Genomic DNA, 19,094 nt, shown 5'->3' with positions numbered 1-19,094 from the left:
GGATAACGGGGACCAATAGCCGTTTCACTTAGGTGGGGTGATGACACCGCGGCGCACGAAATCCTCGTAGGCTTCCCGAATCGCTTCGGCCAGGCTGGTGGGCCGATAGCCCAATTCCTGTCCGGCCTTCTCGTGATCCGCCCGGCGCCGCATCGAGAGCAGGCGCACCGCGGCAGGCGTGAATCGCCGAGGCGAGTTGGGAAAGATCCGGAACCAGGTCTTGTCGGCCACTTCCGCCAGCGCGGCCATGACGGGTGCGGGCAAGCGCAGTCCAGGGGACGGTCGCCCGGTCACCTGCCCGTAGAGAGCCATCAGGTCGTCCACACTGGCGTAAGCGGTGCTGATGATGTACTTCTGCCCGGAACGGCCTTTCCGCATGGCGAGCACATGGCCCTCGGCGATATCGCGGGTGGAGACGAATTCGAAGCCGCCGGGGATATAGGCCTTGAGCCGGCCATGGGCGTAGTCGATGAGCACGCGTCCCATGCGCGACGGCTTGTAATCATGCGGACCGACGATGGCGCAGGAGGTGGCGACGACCACGTTGAGGCCGTCCGCGTGGGCGCGCAAGGCCTCGTGTTCCGCCAGATGCTTGGTGAAACCGTAGGGCAGATGGCGATCGAAGGGATAGAACGGCATGCCTTCGTGGCTGGGGCGGTCCGGTTCGTACCCGGTGGCGCTGAGCGATCCGGAGACCACGACCTTGTCGACGCTGTGGCGGACGGCGGCTTGCAGAATGTGCCGCGTGCCCAGGACGTTGGTATCGAAGACTTCCCGCTTATGGGCACCATTCCCGGCTATGGTCGAGACCAGCGCCGCGCAGTGATAGACGCGGGAACAGCCGCGCACAGCCGCGTCGACCGCCTCGGAATCCCGCAAATCGCCATAGGCTCGGTCGACGTCGAGTCCCGCCAAGGCCCCGTTGTCGCGGCCCTGCCGAATCAGGACACGGACTTCGTCTCCGTCGGCCAGCAGGCGGCGTACGAGATTGGCGCCGAGATGGCCGGTCGCTCCGGTGACTAGCACTTTTCCCGAGTTCACGTTGGTTCCCTTCTCTGTGGTGTCGAGACCGGATGGTAACACGCTTCTATCCAAGGAAGCGTCTTGCATCTATACGGGGACATGGAGTTCCGATTTACCTCGGTCCGGAGTCCGTCGATGGCCCCCATAGCGGAAATTTGCTGATTTTGCCCTTCACGAAGTGGCTCGTCGGTTCCGTTACCGTAACCGGGGCGAGCGTCTCGTCCGCGATACGCCACGGACAGATATTTCAGGATTCGAAACACCCAAACCCGGAACGTCCCAGATTCGGGTGAACCCGTGCGACGGCAAGTTGTCGTTAGAAATTAGATCGGGTCGAAAATTCACCTCCGCTCAAGATGAGTAACCTCGGTTCTCAAAAGGAAAAATGACCAGCCTCCGTTCAGGAGAACGCCATGCGCCATAGATTTCCCCCCACCACGTTCGGTGTCGCCTTGTTTCTAACGTTATCTGCCTTTTCTCCCACTGGAGTCTCTGCACCCGACAAATCGAATCACGAGGTTTGGATGATCGACCAATCGGGTTTCCCGCCTAGCACCATTCCCGATGACGACATCGGCGGCAAGCTGTACATATTCGATGGCAGAAAGTTGTCCCGGAATGCGGCGTCCAAGGCAAAACCGGAGGTCTTCGAACTAGCGAAATTGGCACAGCGGCTGGACGACACGGCAACACCGCGTCGACCGCACTACATCACCTTCAATGCGTCCCACACGCATGCCATCATCTCGTTTGTGGCCACCGGACATGTTCTCATCATCGAGGCGGCAACACGAAAGCCGGTTTTCCTGGTCGATGTAGGCAAGCAAGCTCACGCAGCCGTCCCTTCGCCGGATGAGACCTATATTCTGGTCGCTAACCAGAACGGCAAACTCGTACAGAGAATCAACACCGATTACGCAGCCAACACCTTTACCCTCGACCATAGCGCCACTCTGAATCTTGCCGATGGGACGACGCCGAGCGGAGCCCTCAAACAGTTCGGCTCCGCCGATGAGGACGGTGTTCGGCCGGACAACGCCCCCATCCTGGCACTGCCGGACTCCACCAGTAACTTGGCGTTTGTCACGCTTCGCGGTGGCGGTCTGTTTGTCATCGATCCGCGCGCCACGCCGATGGCTATCGCCGGTGAGTATACGACCTCGACCATCGAACCCGCCGGTCTCCTGGCGGCCCAGACGGGGAACAAGATGTACTTCAATTCGGGCGGCGGCGGTGGAGCCGAACTAGGGTTCCAATCCGTACTTTATGCTCTGCCGGTGAGCGCGTTCTCGCCTTCGCCAAATCCGTATCCGAAGCCAGACACCCCTGCGCCGACGGTGGTCTTCGATCACGGACAACAAGACGTGGATTCGCATGGGCTGCTTGTCACCCGGCAGGAACGTTACCTTTGGGTAGCCGACCGCGCCGCCAACAAGATCATCGTGGTCGATACCGAAACTGACGACGTAGTGAACGAGATAAAACTGGCTGGCGTCGTATCGCGGGACCCGGCACCGGACATTCTCGGAATATCGCCGAGCGGCGATCGGGTGTACGCGACGCTGCGCGGACCGTTCCCGCTCACCGGCAACAATCCGGAGCTCAATAACGCTCTGGGACAGACGCCCGGCATAGGGGTGATCGAGGTCAAACGAGGCGGCAAAAGCGGAATGCTGAAGCTAGTCGCCCCCGTCTCGAACGTCGACGATACTGACGATGAGGAGCGCGCCGACCCGCACGGAATTGCCGTGCGGAGTCGCTGAGGACCGAATGCGTAGCGAGTACGCCGGCTGGACTAAAGCGTCACAAGAGCGCGGGGGGAACGCACCCGCCGGTCGATTCAGCACCGCACCAAAACCCCGTCGCGCCGCCGACAGCGGTCGGCTTATCGTAGGCTCGCGCACGGGCAGATAGAGCGCGTTGCGTTGTGATAACTGGTTGCGTGGTCATTGCTGGCGCTCTCCCGAGGCTCTAGCGGACGGTAACTTCGGCGATCATCCCTGCCTGGTAGTGTCCCGGAACATGGCAGCCGATCTCGAATCGGCCGGGTCGATCGAACCGCCAAACCAACTCTTTCGTTTGGCCCGGCTCTACGGTCACGGAATTCGGGCTGTCATGGGGCGTGTCGGGAGCGGCATGCATCTCCCCGGCGTGCGATTCCTGCTCCGCAACCGTACCGATGGTTGCCTCGTGCGTCAGTCGGCCGATGTTATTAACGATCAGGCGCAATGTTTCTCCGCGATTTATCGTAAGCGACGAGGGATCGTATTTCATGCTGTCCAGGGTTTTGATTTCGATCGTGCGCGTGACTTCGTCGGGTTTGCCGGGTTGACCGGCGGCCGATTGTTCAGAACCGGAGTGCTCTTCCGGCAGATGTTGATCTTTCGATACCGGCGATTCGAGGTCCTGCGCCTGCACTACGAGGGCAGACATGACTAAAGTAGCAAGAATGGCGGCGCGGTAGATCGAACGTGACATCACGATATTCTCCTTATCGAAATTCGAAGACGTTTTGTGGCGTGCCCTCAAACTACGACATAGATCTTGAGTGGCGCAAAAAAGTCCGGAGACCGCTTCTATTTCTTATCGGTGCCGAGCTACTAGAGCATTTTCTGATTCGGTGTAAGGGAGCCCCATATGTAGGTCGGCAATCCTTTGCCGACGTACCGGCTCGGCAAAGGGCTTTGTCGGAAGGGCAGCTCTGGCGCTCCCAGAGATGCCGTTTGCGATTGGGAAGGGATTGCCGACCTACGTTCTTCCCGCCCTACACGAATCCGTACACCGGGATGAAAAACGCTCTAATCCTCTCCGTATCTTCATTGCGCTTTCGCCGATTCCTGGAACCCCAGGCGCTCGCCAGGCTTGGCGACTTCATACCAGGCCACGACCCGCTCCGCGTCCGGATCGCCTTCCTCCGGAGCCCAAGCAGCGAAATCTTTGTCCTCGACGGGGCGGTAAGGGCCCGGTTTGACCTCGAACATGACCGTCTCGGGTGCCAGAACGACCACGGCATGCCAGGTGTACGGCGGAATTTCCACCGCCATATCGCCTCCCGCGGCGCTCAGGTCGATGCGCTCCAGGACGGTTCCTTTTTCGTCGAAGGTAATGATGGAAAATGCGCCGCGCACCGCCAGCATCAGTTCCCATCCGTCCGGGCGCGCGTGGCGGTGAGGGCGGACGTAGGTTCCGGGCTCCATGGCGTTGAACAGGCGCTGGATCGGGTCCTCCAGATCGCGGTGAATGTTCAGATTTTTCCGGAGCCTGGGAGAGGCTGCGGCCTCGCCCATCAGCCGGAGGAGCTGTTTGTCGCTAATCGTTTTCAAAACGTCCATGGTCGTCTCCTGATACGGCGTCGGCAAGCGCTTCGCGCAGCGGGTTATGGCCGGTTTGCCGGCTTTCGCGCGGCGCTTGTGCATCGCGAGTCTGAAATGGGTCTGCCGGTAATGATGAACGAAATCGCGCGGCCGGGTCTTGTCTGTAGAATTGCGCAAGGAGGTCGTAGATTTCCGGATATTCCATGCGCACCAAGTCTGGCGCTTCGAAAAAGTATTCGCTGAGCACCGCAAAAAATTCTCCGGGCGCCTCGGCCGCGTAAGGATCTATGGGAGTCTTCTCCTCCTGGTCCACGCGATCGTTGAAATCTTCGAACGCGGCCGTGAACGCGTCAGTCCAAACCCGCCGCGCCATCCCGCGATGCAAGTTCGGGAAACCGTCGGCTGCGCCATTGAGCATGTCCAGCTTATGAGCCATTTCGTGGATGACGACGTTATAGCCTTCGCAATGTCCGGAACCCTGCACGTCCGCCCACGACAATATGACCGGCCCGCGCTCCCAGGATTCACCGGTCAACACATCTTCCCATTCGTGCATGACGCCGATAGCGTCGAATTCCGAGCGAGGGCGTATGAATCCGCCGGGATAAACCACCACCGTACGCCATCCGTCGTAGCAGTCGAAGTCCAGGTTGAGAATAGGGAGACAGGCCAGCGCGGCGATTCGGGTGCGCACCCGGTCGTCCAGAATCATCCCGCCCGCCGGTTCGAAAATCTTTTCGTGAACGAAAAGGGTGGACAGTTGACGCAGACGCTCCCGTTCTTCGTTATTCAAGAGATCGAAAATTCGAAGCCCCGCGAGCGACCAAAGCCAGGTCGATTCGGATATCAGCCCCCGCTGAAGCAACTTGCGGCGCCGCCGCCGGCGGAGTAGACGAAAGGGCGAGATCATGGCCGACCCAGGACAGCACTCGGACGGTCCGCGCTCATCGCGGCGCAGAGCATGGTTTCGGTCGTCCAGCACATGCTCCACGCCCCGCTGTGGTCCACGGCGATCCAACCGTATTCGCGCTTCCGCTCGACGGCTTCGCGATAGGTCGCTTCCGAGGCTTGCACGATGTTGCGGCCATCCCGAACACGCGTTTCGAGACGCACCGCAACGCCGTCATCGACGATTTGTTCTCCGATGCCGGTGCAACTGACGGCGGCGTAGCCGGAGGCATAATTGCCCGCCACCGTCGCCGAATCGGATATTCGTTCCGGAAAATTGAACCGGCCGCCGCCGGTGGACGTGGCGGCCGCCAGACGGCCCCGCTGGTCCAGGACCACCGCGCCCACCGTTCCGGCGCCGACCGAGGGCCCGGTCTGCCGCTCCAGATACTCCGCCCAGCGCCGCGCCCGCTCCGGGGGAACCGGGTTTTGCGGCGGCATGCCGAGTTCCCGGGCCAGAAGCTGGGCTCCCAAGGGACCGAGCACCGATTCCGCCCGGTTCTGGAGCGCCCGGGCAAGTTTGATGGGATGGACCAAGTGAGTCGCAAGCATGACGCCCGAGAATTTCAGGCGCTCGCCGTCCATGAGCGAGGCCGAGAGACGCGCAAGTCCGTCGCTTTGCAAGGCCGAGCCGTAGCCGGCGTTGAACAGAGCCGATTCCTCCAAGCGCTTGACGGTTTCCGTCACGGCATCGACGGCGGATTGGCCTCGGCAAATCTCGGCCCATGCCGACGCTGCCAAATCGCCGATAAAAGTCCAGCGTTTCTCGCTTAGTCGGGGATCGGATTCCGGGGAGCCGGCGCCGCCGTGGATCAGGAGAACCGGCGGGCGGGCAATCTCAGCAAAGCGTTTTTCCATGCGGCTTACTGCATATTGATGTTCGATTCGGCGCGATGACGTTTGTCGGTATCATCCCGTGCAGGAATAACCCTGCGGGCAATTTGTCTAAGATGCGAACTTCGACATATCTTGTCAAAAAAGGGCTTTTCCGGTTCGCGGTCAAAGGATGGGGCAAGGCCGTTTCAACACGATAAAGATCGGCTTCGGGTTCTATGGAGACTCCCCTTCCCCAGATGTCCTGCTTACCGAAAACGACTTGCGTTTCATACATTCTGTGAGGAACCTCCTATGTACAACTATTTTGCCCTTTCTTTGGTCGCCCTGGTCGGCATCGTCGTGTTCGACGACGATCCGACCGGCGTCTCGCTACAGGAGTGGATACTCTACGCGGTGCTGCTCTATGCGGCGTTTTCGTTCTTTCGGCGCTATCTGGCGCAGATCCGGCAGCAGATTCGACGGGGCGGATAAGCGCTCTTGCCCATTTATGCGCCTCGGCCGCCAGGTGTACTCACGTAACATCCGGCGCGAACAACTCCAGGTTTTGCTGAATTCGATCATAGATCAGTCGCGAGCCGACGATTCGTGCGGCGGAATGCAGGTCGTGCCTACAGCTTTCGTTCGGCACGATAAGATGTTCGACAATATGTCCGCGCACCGTCAGGTAATCGGAAATCAGAGAGCGGTGGCAGCACGACGGATCTTTCTCGGCACACATGAACGCCGTCCGGCAGATTCGTGCCAGCCTTAGTATTTGTTCCACGGCTTCGCGGAAATCCGGCGTCTCCATATAGGCGGCATACGACCGGAATCCCGGATTCAAGACCCTGTGTTTTACATCGTCCGGTGTCGCCGATCGCCATCCGCCCAGATTGTCGCCTTCCCATTGATACTGAATGCCGGCCTGCGTTAAAGCCCGTTCCAGCGTAGGACGGTTGAATTGTCTAAAACGCGCGGAACCGGGCCTGCTGCGTACGTCGACCAGACACCCGATGCCATGCCTCTTGAGCATATCGATCAGTTCGTCAGAGCTTCTGTTGCTGTGGCCGATGGAATAGAGTTTCATGGCTTCACTTCCTTCTTGCTGATTGTTTTTTCCCATTTCCCGAACCGGCACACCCCGCCGGCAGTCCGCCGATGATTCGGGCGGACGTTCGAGTTCGTATGTAATGCACTTTTTGGACTCGAAAAACAATCAGAAGCATCCCGACATTCTGACCTATATCTCGAAATAAGCCGTTGCAGGCGGGCAATCCTTTGCCGACGAGACTTCGGCAGTTTCAGCCATAAGCAAGTTTCGGGCTTCTATAGTGTCTTCAAGTATTCGAGCACGGCCTTGCGTTCTTCCGGGCTCAAGCCGTCGCCGAAAACATGGCCGGCATTGGAGTGGCCGGGCAAGGTCGTATCGTAGATTTTTTTCCGTTCCCGCAGGTCGTCCGTACCGGCTTTCCCCTGCCCCAGCGCCGTGTAGCGCCAGCCTAGGCCGACCGGATCGTAATCGGCCGCGGACGACTCGTACGACCGCGTCCAATACTTCGGCCGTTTCGAACTGTCGAGCAAGGCTTCGATGGTCGGCACCGATCCGTTGTGGAGGTAAGGAGCGGTAATCCAGATTCCGTCCAAAGGCGGAGCGAAATAACCCGGCGCCGGGGCGGCGCGAGCCGTTTCGCCGTAATAGGAGCCGTTGAACCATGCGATGAACCGGTCCGATGCGCCGCCGACAGCGTGTTGCGCCAACACTGGATCGGTGCCGATTTCGTCGAGTCTCAGCACCAGATTGGGATAAATCGGCTGTTCGCCATAGGTACCGTGGCAGCCGGAGCATGTTCGCTCGAATACGGCGCGCCCCTGTTCGGCCAGCTTGCCGTCGAGACCGAAAGGCCACGGCGGCGGTTTGAGCGATGCGAAATAAGCCAGAATATCCGGCGCGTAGGCATCGATATTTCGCACGGTATCGACGTCATCGGCGCAGAATATGGCGCCCACCATCATGGCCCGTGCGAGATCACCGCGGCCCTCGGCGTTGTAGAACAAGGCGTTCTTCTTTGCCATGCGCCACCAGGGCGGAATGCTGACCGGCGCGACCGATTTCGGCGGCGGCTCGATCAGCGGTTCCGGCGACCATGCCAGCGTTTCCGGATTCCGGTGAGCGATCAGCGCGAACGTCATATTGATGGCCGGATTCGCGCCCATCGTGTCGGTGATCATGTAAGGGGCAATGGCACGGATTCGGTCCGCCCAGCGCCGCCATTCCGCCGCTTCGGCCTCGTCCTCCACGTATGCGCCGACGCCTTCTGCGGCAGCCGTACGGTCCTCGGTGAAATCGAGATTTTCGTTGCCTAGGCCGATGACCAGCTTTCCGGCGAAGAAACCGGCATGACAGGACAGGCAATTGTTCACCACGAGCTCCACGCCGCGAGGCGTCGTATACCCAGTCTGATAATAGGGCAACTCGGCATTCCGGCCGGGTCTTCCCGGAATCAAGGTCATCGGGTCGGGCGGGGAGGCCGTCTGCTTGTAAGCCGAATAAGGCATGCCGCAGGTGATGTACGGCGCGTTGAGCAATGCCTCGTAACCTTTGTTCGGATCGCCTGGGCGCTGCTGTTCGGCGGGAACGGGGCCGGCGGGCGAATAGCTGACGGCGTTCGTCCGTTCCCTCGATTCGCAGGCCGCCAGCAAGAAAGCCGTAAAGACGATCGAAGCGACGGACGATGTTTTGGCATTCGGCATATTCGACTCACAAGCTGGTTTTTTTAGCGGAACAATTCTTATTTTGGAATCGAGCCGTCAATAGCCGGCCAATTCGACGAAACCCCGCCCCGAAAGCGCTTTACCGCGAGGGCCGGCTCCGGACACCGAGACCGCGCCGGACCAGGCGCGAACGGACCGGACGATTTCCTGATCTTCGACTAAGGGAGAAAGGCGCAGTTCGACTTCGAGCTTCGGCAGCCTCACGATCCAGCCTACCGGATAAAGAACTCCCGAGGGATTAGACCAGTAAGTGGCCGGTTCGAGCCGAACGTCGTTTCCGGAAATCGGAACAGCGCGGCCATCGGATTCGATCAAGAGCCCGCTCGACACTGGCGGCGCGCTGCCGTCCTTGCGCCTCAGCTGGAAAAGCAGGAGCTCACGGCCATTGTCGAGCTGCAATTGATAGCGGTTCAGGACCAGTTGTCCGCCCGGCGGGGCTAGTTTTCCCCAACTGCGGCTGAGCCAGGCCTCGCCGGTTACCTTATGTCGATGCTCGCCCAACCGAATCGTTCCGGATATCGCCATACGGCTAAGCAAATATGCGCGAAGACGGCCTCCGGCAGCAGCCGGGAAGCTTTGCCCAGCCGGCACGACAGCGGGCTTTCGGGCCTCCAATCGGAGGTTGAGTTGCGTCCCGTCGGTGTCGGCCTGCAAGGCGAAAGACGTGGTTTCTCCCAGCGGCACCCTTAGCTTCCAGTCGTCCAGCCAGACCAGCCCGGAGACGGGATCATACCCGCTCATGCCCAGTGCCGCTCTTGCAAAACGCTCGGATGCCCGATAATGGCCGTTGCTCGCGTCGAGAAATGCAAACAGCCCCCGATACACGTCGCGGGTGGCCCAGGCCGATGGCCTTTCTGGCTGTTCCGGTTGAAGACCGAGCCGCGTAAAGCTCAGTAGAAAACCGTAACGGTGACCGTCCGGCGTGTTCATTTGGCCGGTGAACTCCCAGATTTCCGTGGGGACATCCGGATGAATCCCGTGATCGAACGGAAAAGACAAGGACCGGTCGGAACGGTCCCCCGGAAACCTGTCCGCAATTTTTCGCAGCGTTTTCGAGAAAGACGAAAAAGGCATCGCGTCGCCGGACGAATCTCGCTCCGGGGGCTGCCGGAGTGTCGACGACGGTACGAGCGACAGCATGACTGCGAGCAGAACGGCGGCTATCCGCACGATAATATTGCCGCGGCCAGTTGCCATATCACTGTTTCCGGCTGCTCCAAACTGTCTAATGCCTAATAAAGATCGTGGTCAGCATGCAAATCAAGCTTTTCAACCCCATCAAGCAGTCGCGCCAAAAACTCGACTCTTTCCACCGGCTCCGCGGCTTGGCGGCTTTGGTGTCCGCCTGGATCAAAGCGCTAGTCGGAGCCGTTCGTAGCGAAGGCTTGGATTATCGCGCCACGAGTCTCGCCTACACCACGCTTTTGGCCATCGTGCCGGGTCTCGCCCTGTGCTTTTCGCTCCTGAAGGCCTTTGGCATCAACAATCAGCTCGAACCGTTCTTGCTGCAAATGCTCGCTCCTTTGGGCGATAAGGCGGGCGATTTGACGAAAGCTATTCTCGGCTTCGTGACCAAGGTCAACGTGGGCGTGCTCGGCTTCGTCGGTTTGGCGGTGCTCATCTACACCATTATTTCGGTGCTGGAAAAAATAGAAGCCGCATTCAATCACATCTGGCGAGTCACACAGGCCCGCAGCTTCGCCCGCCGGGCCAGCGACTACCTCAGCGTGATTCTGCTCGGTCCGGTGCTGATTTTTTCGGCCATCGGTCTCACGGCCTCGATGCCCCATGCCAGCGCCGTCCGACGACTGATCGCCCAAGAACCTTTCGGCACCCTGTTCTATCTGGGCGGCAAGCTCCTCCCTTATTTGATGATCATCGTGGCGTTCGCGTTCGTCTACATTTACATTCCGAACACGCGGGTACCTTGGCGAGCCGCGTTATTCGGCGGTACCGTGGGCGGCGTGGTATGGAAGCTGGCGGGCCTGCTGTTCGCCAAGTTCGTGGTCGGCTCGACCAGTTACCACGCAATTTATTCGAGCCTGGTCATCGTCATTTTGTTCATGATCTGGCTCGATCTCAGCTGGCTGATCCTCTTGCTGGGCGGGCAAGCCGCCTTTTATTTCCAGCATCCCCATTACGTGCTGGGAAAAAGCCGTTTCTTTCAGCTCAGCAACCGCTTGAAAGAGAGGGTCGGACTCGCCGTCATGTACTTGGTCGGCGAACGTTTCGTTCATGCGGATAAGCCCTGGACCATCGACGAGTTGGCGGAGCGTCTGTCGCTGCCGTGGGAAACGGTGAAAGACAGCCTGGACATACTGCAGGCCGGCGGGTTGGTCGTGGAAGCGGGAAAAGGCGATGAAAGCTTCATTCCGGCCCGCGATATCGCCGGAATTACCGTCTGGGACATTCTGACGGCCATGCGCACGAAACGCGAGGATACCGCCCTTTCGTCCCATGCTGCTTTCACGTTGCCGGAACTCGCGAAAATCGCAGAGGATTTGGAAAATGCCTCGGCGACGACCGCTTCGGCCCGCCGTTCGCTGCGGGATCTCATCCTGGCTCAATCGCCGTCGACGCAGGGAGATTCAGAGCAGCTTCGTTCTTCGTGCTCTTAGCAATGCTGTGATGTAGAGCATTTTCTCGTTTGATGTAACGCTCAGAGCGTCACGCCCTCCCGCACCGAATCGGCGCTCGGATAGCAGCCGACGGTCGTGACGCAAGGCATCACGGGGAGTAAGACGCGATAATTCCGTCACTGATCGGAACATCCGTGATTGCCCTCTGTCACAAGCCAGATATCACCGATGAATCGTGCCCAGCAACGACCAAGTCGCGGTACGGTTGGTAATCATCCTTCACGTAATGGAGTACGTCATGTGCCGTTTTCGCAACCCGCCTTTCATCATTTCCGCCTTAATCCTGTGGAGCGGCGCAGGCCTCGCTGCTCAGCCCGCCGATGCCGTGGCCACGATCACCGCCCACAATCAGGTGCGCTCCGCCGACGGGGTGCCGCCGCTCGTCTGGTCGGACGAGCTCGCCACCATCGCCACCGACTACGCCGCCACGCTGGAGCAGCAGGGCTGTCCGCGCGAACTGCCCCACAGCCCTGCCAGTGATCAGGGAGAACTGGGTGAAAACCTCTACTGGGCCGGCCCGGTGATGTGGTCCGATGGCCGCACCGAACCGCAGCAGCTTACCCCGGCTCAGGTTGTCAATTCGTGGGCAGCCGAAAAGGCCAATTACAACTACGAGACCAACAGCTGCGCCCCCGGCAGGATGTGCGGCCACTATACCCAGTTGGTGTGGGCCGCAACCACCGAAGTCGGCTGCGGCTATGCAGTCTGCACCAACAACGCCCAAGTGTGGGTCTGCAACTACCGCCCCGCCGGCAATGTTACCGGCCAGAGTCCTTACTGATCTCCCAGGCGCACACGCACCGCGCGATTGAACGTATTTCTCGCCTCCTACTTTGCGAAGGAGGCGAGACATGGTTGCGGCGTGCCGCCCGGATCGCCTGCGGTCCCACCCGCCACACTACATTGAGCCGTCGAGCGGCTCACCAAGGAGCCAGAGCATCTTCAGGATCGGTTTAGCGGTCCAGGGGATAGTAGGTCGGGAATCCTGTCCCAATCGCAAACGGACCTTTAGTCGGTCCCTTCCAATCGCAAACGGCCTGGCCAATCCGCCAAGTCGCGCTGTCGCTCGCATCACGATTTTTCCTGATGTCCTCCGAATTGCCAGCGCAAGGCGGACAGGAACTTGTCGGCAAACTCGCTGCGTCCGCGGGACGAGAACCGCTGAAACAGCGCGGCGCTCAACACGGGAGCGGGGACGCCTTCGTCGATGGCGGCGAACGCCGTCCACCGCCCCTCGCCGGAATCGGACACATGTCCCGAGAATCTCTCCAAATCCGGTGATTGCAGCAAGGCCGATGCCGCCAGATCGAGCATCCAGGACCGAACCACGCTGCCTCTCCGCCACAATTCGGCGATCTCGGGCAGATCGAAATCGAAACGGTAATACTCGGGATTGCGCAAGGGCGCGGTTTCGGCATCATGGGATTGGCGTTCGAAGCCGATTCCGGCGTTCTTCAGAATATTGAAGCCTTCGGCATAAGCGGCCATGAGACCGTATTCGATGCCGTTGTGAACCATTTTGACGAAGTGGCCGGCTCCATTGGGACCGCAATGCAGATACCCCTGCTCGGCGCTGGCCAACCCGGTGTTTTCGCGTTCCGGAATACGCGGGGCCGCATCCTGGGGCGGTGCCAAAGCCCGAAAAATCGGATGCAGTTTTCGAACGGGCTCCTCGTCGCCGCCGATCATCAGACAGTAACCCCGCTCCAGGCCCCATACGCCGCCGCTGACGCCAACATCGAGGTAATGGACGCCGCGCGGCTTCAAGCGTAGCGCTCTATTCATGCTGTCGCGATAGTGAGAATTGCCGCCGTCGACCAGGATGTCTCCGCTTTCGAGCAAGGGCGAAAGCTTGTCTATCAAATCGTCGACGAAGCCCGCCGGAATCATTAGCCAGACGACGCGCGGCTTGAGCAGTTTGTCCGCCAAATCCCGCAGGCTGTCGGCGGCTATGGCACCCTCCGAAGCCAACATCTCAACGGGTTTTCGCGAGTTGTCCCAAACCACGCAGGAATGATTGCCCCGCATCAGCCGGCGCACCATGTTGGCACCCATTCGCCCCAGACCGATCATACCGATTTGCATGGGCTGTCTCCTTTCCATTCGAGAGATATCGGTACGTATGCGCTACGAAATCTTCCTTGCGCGGAAGAACGAGCGCACGGTTCTCAATGCACGATCGCGTATCTCAATGTTGACAGTTCGGACACCAATAAGTTGAGCGCTGCCCTAGCCGCTGCGTTCGGATAAGCTCGCCGCATCGGCGGCATAGTTCGCCGGTCCGTCCGTAAATTTGCAGGGTTTGCTGGAAATACCCCGGACTTCCGGTTTCGTTGACGAAATCGCGTAGCGTGGTTCCGCCTTGTTCTATCGCTTCGGAAAGGACCTCCCGTATCGATACGACCAGTTTTTCGTAGCGAGGCAGAGCTATGCGGCCGGCCGGTCGGCGCGGATCGATGCCGGCCCGGAACAAGGCTTCGTTGGCGTAGATGTTGCCCACACCCACCACGATGCGGCTGTCCATGATGAAGGATTTGACGGACACGCTGCGGCCCCGTGCTTTTCCATGAAGATAGGGCGCATCGAAGTATTCACTTAAGGGTTCCGGCCCGAGTTCGGCCAGGAGGGGATGAGTCGAAGGATCGTCTTCCGTCCAGACGACGCAGCCGAAACGGCGCGGATCGTGGAAGCGGAGACAGGTTCCGTTGGCGAGGATGAAGTCGAGATGGTCGTGCTTTCTGGGCGGGCTGTCCGGGGCGAGGATGCGGAGGCTTCCGGACATGCCCAAATGAACGATCAGCGTTCCGCGGTTTGTGCCGATCAGGATGTATTTGCCTCGGCGCTCGACCGTCCGAATGGTCTGACAATCGAGCTTTTCCGGCAGATCCGGCGGAACCGGCCAGCGTAGCCGAGGCTGGCGAACGACTATCGCCTGAACGGTCTGCCCGGTTAGATGAGGCGAAATGCCGCGCCGCGTGGTTTCGACTTCCGGCAGTTCGGGCATGGCGGCGTTATCGGGCAGCGTCCGACAGCTTGAAGAAGCGTCAGTCCGCCGCCTCTTCCCCTTCTTCGCCCGGCTCTGCCGATTCTGCCGGTTCTTGCTGTTCTTCCGCGTCCGCTGGAGATTCTTCCTCGGTCTCCTCGTCTTCGGCTGGGGACAGTTTCGGCTCCTCGGGCTTGAGTTCCGGTTTTTGCAGGCTGAGCAGCTGTTTTGCGGCGTTTCCGGTCACTTCGTACTGAAGCCCCAGATCCGGTCGGACAAGAAGGAGATCCGGCTCCCGCTGCATGATGAAGAACTCGACCGGATTGCCCTCGGCCAGGGTAATTCGGATTACATCGCCTTGAGCGGGCTGTTCCACCCGCTTCACATCGATGGCTCTCGCCGTATTCCAGGCGTTGAGGAGATCCGAAATGCTTTGATTGGGTTCGGCCGACGGCTCCAGAATCCATTTGCCGTCCTGCCCCAAGGTAGCTTTCAAGCCCGGTATGAAAATCTCTTTGATTTTCGCGTCTTCGGGCAGGAGCTTCTTGTCCACGTAATCCGTGGCGGATGCGGTGAGGTGATGAAAGAAATCGTCGTTGACCAGGTGCAGGGTATCCCCGATTTGCACGTAACGCCGCATGTTGATGGGATCCGAGCCGCCGAACTTCATCGTGGTCGCATCCAGAATCAACGTGGCTTTCGGCTTGTCGAGCTCGAATTTGGGGAGGTCCTCGGCACTTACCGGGTACTGCGCTTCGCTGTTGGCCTCGGCGATGCCGATCAGCTGCCGGACGCGAATGTCGTTGGCCGGGGCATAAAACGGCTTGGTCAAGCGCCAGTGCCCGTTTTGCTTTTCGAAGGTGATGGCGTCCTTATTCTGCAAGGTGATGGCGGTAAGCGCATTTTCGTCGATAGCCGCGAGAGGCGTAGTCTCGGGCTTTTCCTTGCCGGGCTCGAAAAATGCAACGGCGGCAAGGACGGCTATGACGATCAATAGCGCTAGATTCAGGATCAGTCTCGATTTCATTAACGTCTCCGGCGTTTAAACCAAATGGCAGCTCCCGTGCCGATCAGCCCGGCGGGCAAGGCGATCAGGAAACCGATGGCGATCACGCCGGAAGCGACGGGCGACAGTTCCAGCTTCCGGTCCGGCGCCGTCTTGGCTGGAATATTGATCAAAGCCTCGTTTTGGCTCAGCCAATGAACGATGTTGAGGCCGAGATCCAGATTGCCGCCGTTGCCGAGAAAGGCATTCGACAGGAAGTCGCCGTCGCCGATCACGACGATTCGCTGTTCGGACGGCTTTTCACCAGCATCCTTGGCCGCCCCGGCTTCCGGTTGTCCGGCTTGTTCCGCCTTCGATCCTTCGTTCGGCTTAGCTTCAGACGGCTTTGCTTCGGACTTGCTTGCCGAAGCGGCCGGCTCCGTCTTATCCGTCGGTTTTATCTCGCGGGTCAAGGTGTAACCGATCTGGAGCGGGCCTTTGCGCTCGCCTTTGTCCGCGTCGAACTGGATTTTTCCTTCGATCGCTCCGGTCTCGGTCCAGGAGCGAGCCAGAGTGCTGAGCAGAGGTTCCCGCTGGAAATCTCCGTCTGCGCTTTTGTCCAGCGCCGCCGTGGCCGGGAATAGCGTCATCGTCTGAAAATTGAACGTGATCGGATGCGCCGGATATTCCGCGACAAGGGCGAAAGTGGGGTCGTCTATGCCGAAGAGCTGGGTGGATGCATCCACCACGGTTCCGGGCAGGAACTTGATTCCCAGCTGCTGGGCGAGCGGATCCAAACCATGCAGTTCGCCGGGGTCGGTCAGCCACAACAGATTTCCGCCGTTTTTCACATAGTTCTGGACCAGCGTAATTTCACCGGGAAGGAAGTTCGCTCGCGGCCCCGCCAGGACAAGCACGTTGGTGTTGTCCGGAATGTCGGGCGTCACCGCCAGATTCACCATCGACACCGTGATGCCTTTCCGCTCCAGTTCTTCGCCGAACTGGCCCAGATCATGGTTGGCCTGGCCTTGCGGCGACCGTTCCCCATGACCCTCGAGGAAGACCACGTGCCGTTCCTTGGCCACGGCCAAGCGCTGCAAGGCATTGGTCAAGGTGGCCTCTTCGGCGTTTTGAATTTTTTCGGTGCGGCCCTGGTAATCCACCATCATTTCGCCGTCCATGGTGATACCCAGTTCCCTGACTTTATCGGGCTGAGTATCCGGATTGACGAAATTCAGCGTCAGATCGTTCTTGTAACGGCTGTAGCGTCCGACCTGATCGCGAATCTGGTTTCGCAGCTGGGCGTTTTCCCGAGCGTACGCGGTAATCGTTACCGGTTCTTTCATCAGGTCCAAGACCTTGCGGCTGGCCTCGGAGAGAGTGTGGCGGCCGCCCGCGGTCCAGTCGAACTGGGCCGTGTAGCGCGTGCTCAGCCAGGCCACAAGGCCGACGACGGCCAGAAACAGCAAGGTGAAGAGAAGGTTTTGCAGGCGTAGTTCGAGGTGCGTCTTGCGGTTGATCTTCATTTTTGCAGGCGATCGTTATCCAGACGATGGACGCTCAGAACGAGAAACGTGAGCGTAAAGAGCAGGAAGTAAATCAGATCGGTCGTCGATACCAGACCTTTCAGCAAACTCTCGTAATGGCGCAGGATCGAGAGATATTCGAGCACGCCGCCCGCCGAGTTGCCGGTCCAGTCGATGATCCACAGCAGCAGCAATGCCCCGAACGTGCTGACGGCGGCGATGGTCGGCTGGCTGGCGAGCGCCGACATGTATAGCCCCACGGCGGCAAACCCGGCCAGCAGCAACACGAGGGCGATGATGCAGGCCGCCAGCTTGCCCATGTCCAGTCCGCCCCCGACCAGCAGCGACAGCGGCATCAGACCGATCATCGCGACCATGATGAGCAGGAAGGCGAACACGCCGAGATACTTCCCGAGAATGATCTCGGTCATCGACACCGGAGCGGTAAACAGAAGGCTCAGCGTGCGGTTGCGGCGCTCCTCGCTGATCAGCCGCATCGTCAGGAGCGGCGTCACCAATAGGAGAATGACGCCGGCATTGCCGAACAGCGGGACGGCGATCAGGTCGGTGACTCCGGGCGCATCCTCCATGCCGGCGATGCGGGCTTGCAGCATCACGTAGTAGTCGAGCTGCGCCAGAAACATGTAGCCCAGAATGATCTGGATCACGCCCAGGATCGACCAGGCCAAAGGCGAAAGAAACAGCGTGCGGAGCTCTCGCCCCGCGATGACTAAGGCCATCATGCGGCTTGCTCCTCCATAACGGGAGTGTGTTGGGTGATGTCTATGAAGATTTCTTCCATGCTGCGCCGTTCGGGGGTCAGTTCCAGCAGTCCCCAACCCAGCGATACCGCAGCTTCGGAGATCCGTTCGGCCGGGTTTTTGTCCTTGTCGTGAAAGATTCGATAGCGCCGCTCGCCGAGGTCGTCGATCTTTTGAACGCCGTCGATGGCATAAAGCTTCATGAGATCGGCCCCTAAACGGGTTTCCAGCACCACGCTGGACGCGCGCATCTGCTGTTCCAGGCCCTCGATGCTGTCGCTGAGCACCAGCTTGCCCTTGTGAATGATTTGCACGCGGGTGCAGGATTCCTGGACTTCGGGAAGGATGTGCGTCGAGAGAATAATCCCGTGCTGCTTGCCGAGCTCGCCGATCAGTTCGCGAATCTCCCGGATCTGGATCGGGTCCAGCCCCACGGTCGGCTCATCGAGAATGATGACCGACGGGGAATGGAGAATGGCTTGGGCGATACCGACCCGCTGCTGATAACCCTTCGACAGATTCCCGATCAATCGCTCGCCGACGTCAGTCAAGCCGCAGCGTTCTTTGGCGCTATCGACCGCTGTCGGGATTTTTTCCCGGGGAATCTGATGCAGTTTCCCGCAGTAGTCCAGGTATTCGTCCACCGTCAGCTCCCGATAAACCGGTGGTATTTCGGGCAAATAGCCCAGTTCCCGCTTGGCCTCCTTGGGATTGTCCAGTATGTCGATCCCGTTGATGAGGATCTGCCCGGAGGTAGGCGCGAGATTGCCGCAGATCATCTGCATGGTGGACGACTTGCCCGCCCCGTTGGGGCCGAGAAATCCCAGAATTTCGCCCTTTTCCAGGCTGAACGTAACGTTGTTGACGGCGCAGTGATCGCCGTAATAGCGATAAAGTTGTTCGACTTGAATGAGTTGAGTCATAGCGCGCGTAAGATACAAAAATTTTTCCGAAAGGCAAGATACGGGCCACTTGGGCACCAGGTGCCGCACGCCCGTAAAAAATAGCGGAACCCAATAACGGTACCACAGAGCAGTCCTCGCCGTCCTGATCGTGTTATTTGGAAGCGGCGAGTGCGCCGACTGGACTGAGTGTATCCAAAAGCAAGGCGAGCCTGTGCGCCATCGTTTCGGACGCAGCACGCAAGCCTATCGCAAATGCCGTTCAGGACGCTTGCGACCGCCCCTCTCGACCGCTTCGAGCCACTTATCCAGCAAATTCCGATGTTTTCCTCCAGCAAGCTTTTCCCGGACCTCTACACTCTTATGGAGCAACGAACTCCACAGCCTGACTTTTTGAACATTCGTCGGACAATTGATCATTGATG

The 19,094-nt window shown here is 59.4% G+C and carries 18 protein-coding genes; 4 read left to right on the top strand and 14 right to left on the bottom strand.

The window, feature by feature from the left end:
• Positions 1–24: 24 nt before the first annotated feature.
• Positions 25–1,083, bottom strand: a complete 1,059-nt coding sequence (locus B2A78_RS00505) for an NAD-dependent epimerase/dehydratase family protein (protein ID WP_168175310.1) — start codon at positions 1,081–1,083, stop codon at positions 25–27.
• Between the two features lie 464 nt (positions 1,084–1,547).
• Here B2A78_RS00505 and B2A78_RS00500 point away from each other — a divergent pair, with 464 nt between their 5' ends.
• Positions 1,548–2,786, top strand: a complete 1,239-nt coding sequence (locus B2A78_RS00500) for a hypothetical protein (protein ID WP_077727938.1) — start codon at positions 1,548–1,550, stop codon at positions 2,784–2,786.
• A gap of 208 nt (positions 2,787–2,994) precedes the next feature.
• Here B2A78_RS00500 and B2A78_RS00495 read toward each other — a convergent pair whose 3' ends face one another.
• The 4 genes from B2A78_RS00495 to B2A78_RS00480 all read right to left on the bottom strand — a co-directional run bounded on the left by B2A78_RS00495 (position 2,995) and on the right by B2A78_RS00480 (position 6,143).
• Entirely contained in the window at positions 2,995–3,501 is a 507-nt protein-coding gene (locus B2A78_RS00495; RefSeq protein WP_077727937.1) for a cupredoxin family protein, read from the bottom strand.
• Positions 3,502–3,839: 338 nt separating this feature from the next.
• On the bottom strand, positions 3,840–4,355 hold the full coding sequence (locus B2A78_RS00490; protein ID WP_205780630.1) for a WbuC family cupin fold metalloprotein: 516 nt from the start codon (positions 4,353–4,355) through the stop codon (positions 3,840–3,842).
• Positions 4,333–5,247 (bottom strand): M90 family metallopeptidase, encoded by a 915-nt coding sequence (locus B2A78_RS00485; RefSeq protein WP_077727936.1) that lies wholly within the window; start codon positions 5,245–5,247, stop codon positions 4,333–4,335. The genes B2A78_RS00490 and B2A78_RS00485 overlap by 23 nt, the downstream gene beginning before the upstream one ends.
• Positions 5,244–6,143 (bottom strand): isoaspartyl peptidase/L-asparaginase, encoded by a 900-nt coding sequence (locus tag B2A78_RS00480; protein ID WP_077727935.1) that lies wholly within the window; start codon positions 6,141–6,143, stop codon positions 5,244–5,246. The genes B2A78_RS00485 and B2A78_RS00480 overlap by 4 nt, the downstream gene beginning before the upstream one ends.
• Positions 6,144–6,413: 270 nt before the next feature.
• Between B2A78_RS00480 and B2A78_RS00475 the strand changes: the two genes are divergently transcribed.
• Positions 6,414–6,593 (top strand): hypothetical protein, encoded by a 180-nt coding sequence (locus tag B2A78_RS00475; RefSeq protein ID WP_077727934.1) that lies wholly within the window; start codon positions 6,414–6,416, stop codon positions 6,591–6,593.
• A 40-nt stretch (positions 6,594–6,633) separates the two neighbouring features.
• Here B2A78_RS00475 and B2A78_RS00470 read toward each other — a convergent pair whose 3' ends face one another.
• The 3 genes from B2A78_RS00470 to B2A78_RS00460 form a co-directional block, all read right to left on the bottom strand.
• Positions 6,634–7,188, bottom strand: coding sequence for a DUF488 domain-containing protein (locus tag B2A78_RS00470; protein WP_168175309.1), 555 nt, complete (start codon positions 7,186–7,188; stop codon positions 6,634–6,636).
• A gap of 239 nt (positions 7,189–7,427) precedes the next feature.
• Positions 7,428–8,852, bottom strand: coding sequence for a hypothetical protein (locus B2A78_RS00465; protein WP_077727932.1), 1,425 nt, complete (start codon positions 8,850–8,852; stop codon positions 7,428–7,430).
• Positions 8,853–8,909: 57 nt separating this feature from the next.
• Complete coding sequence (locus B2A78_RS00460; protein ID WP_077727931.1) at positions 8,910–10,070, bottom strand: lipocalin-like domain-containing protein; 1,161 nt, start codon at positions 10,068–10,070, stop codon at positions 8,910–8,912.
• 56 nt (positions 10,071–10,126) lie between these two features.
• Here B2A78_RS00460 and B2A78_RS00455 point away from each other — a divergent pair, with 56 nt between their 5' ends.
• Both B2A78_RS00455 and B2A78_RS00450 read left to right on the top strand, forming a co-directional pair.
• A complete protein-coding gene (locus B2A78_RS00455) occupies positions 10,127–11,491 on the top strand; it encodes a YihY/virulence factor BrkB family protein (protein WP_077727930.1) in 1,365 nt (454 codons plus the stop codon).
• A 259-nt stretch (positions 11,492–11,750) separates the two neighbouring features.
• Positions 11,751–12,293, top strand: coding sequence for a CAP domain-containing protein (locus B2A78_RS00450; RefSeq protein ID WP_168175308.1), 543 nt, complete (start codon positions 11,751–11,753; stop codon positions 12,291–12,293).
• A 290-nt stretch (positions 12,294–12,583) separates the two neighbouring features.
• On the opposite strand, the gene gnd is transcribed toward B2A78_RS00450, so the two are convergent.
• The 6 genes from gnd to B2A78_RS00420 all read right to left on the bottom strand — a co-directional run bounded on the left by gnd (position 12,584) and on the right by B2A78_RS00420 (position 18,690).
• A complete protein-coding gene (gene gnd, locus B2A78_RS00445; RefSeq protein ID WP_077727928.1) occupies positions 12,584–13,597 on the bottom strand; it encodes a phosphogluconate dehydrogenase (NAD(+)-dependent, decarboxylating) in 1,014 nt (337 codons plus the stop codon).
• A gap of 103 nt (positions 13,598–13,700) precedes the next feature.
• Positions 13,701–14,516, bottom strand: coding sequence for a bifunctional DNA-formamidopyrimidine glycosylase/DNA-(apurinic or apyrimidinic site) lyase (gene mutM / locus B2A78_RS00440; protein ID WP_077727927.1), 816 nt, complete (start codon positions 14,514–14,516; stop codon positions 13,701–13,703).
• Between the two features lie 40 nt (positions 14,517–14,556).
• A complete protein-coding gene (locus tag B2A78_RS00435) occupies positions 14,557–15,522 on the bottom strand; it encodes a DUF4340 domain-containing protein (protein WP_077727926.1) in 966 nt (321 codons plus the stop codon).
• Positions 15,522–17,006, bottom strand: a complete 1,485-nt coding sequence (locus B2A78_RS00430) for a DUF4350 domain-containing protein (protein ID WP_077727925.1) — start codon at positions 17,004–17,006, stop codon at positions 15,522–15,524. Before B2A78_RS00430 ends, B2A78_RS00435 begins: the two co-directional genes overlap by 1 nt.
• Complete coding sequence (locus tag B2A78_RS00425) at positions 17,003–17,749, bottom strand: ABC transporter permease subunit (protein WP_077727924.1); 747 nt, start codon at positions 17,747–17,749, stop codon at positions 17,003–17,005. The genes B2A78_RS00430 and B2A78_RS00425 overlap by 4 nt, the downstream gene beginning before the upstream one ends.
• Positions 17,746–18,690, bottom strand: a complete 945-nt coding sequence (locus B2A78_RS00420) for an ATP-binding cassette domain-containing protein (protein WP_077727923.1) — start codon at positions 18,688–18,690, stop codon at positions 17,746–17,748. The genes B2A78_RS00425 and B2A78_RS00420 overlap by 4 nt, the downstream gene beginning before the upstream one ends.
• Positions 18,691–19,094 lie beyond the last annotated feature (404 nt).

The organism is Methylocaldum sp. 14B, from assembly GCF_002005105.1.
Lineage (GTDB): Bacteria > Pseudomonadota > Gammaproteobacteria > Methylococcales > Methylococcaceae > Methylocaldum.
The sequence above is the reverse complement of the archived record's forward strand: the minus strand, read 5'-3'. Positions and strand labels throughout refer to the sequence as shown.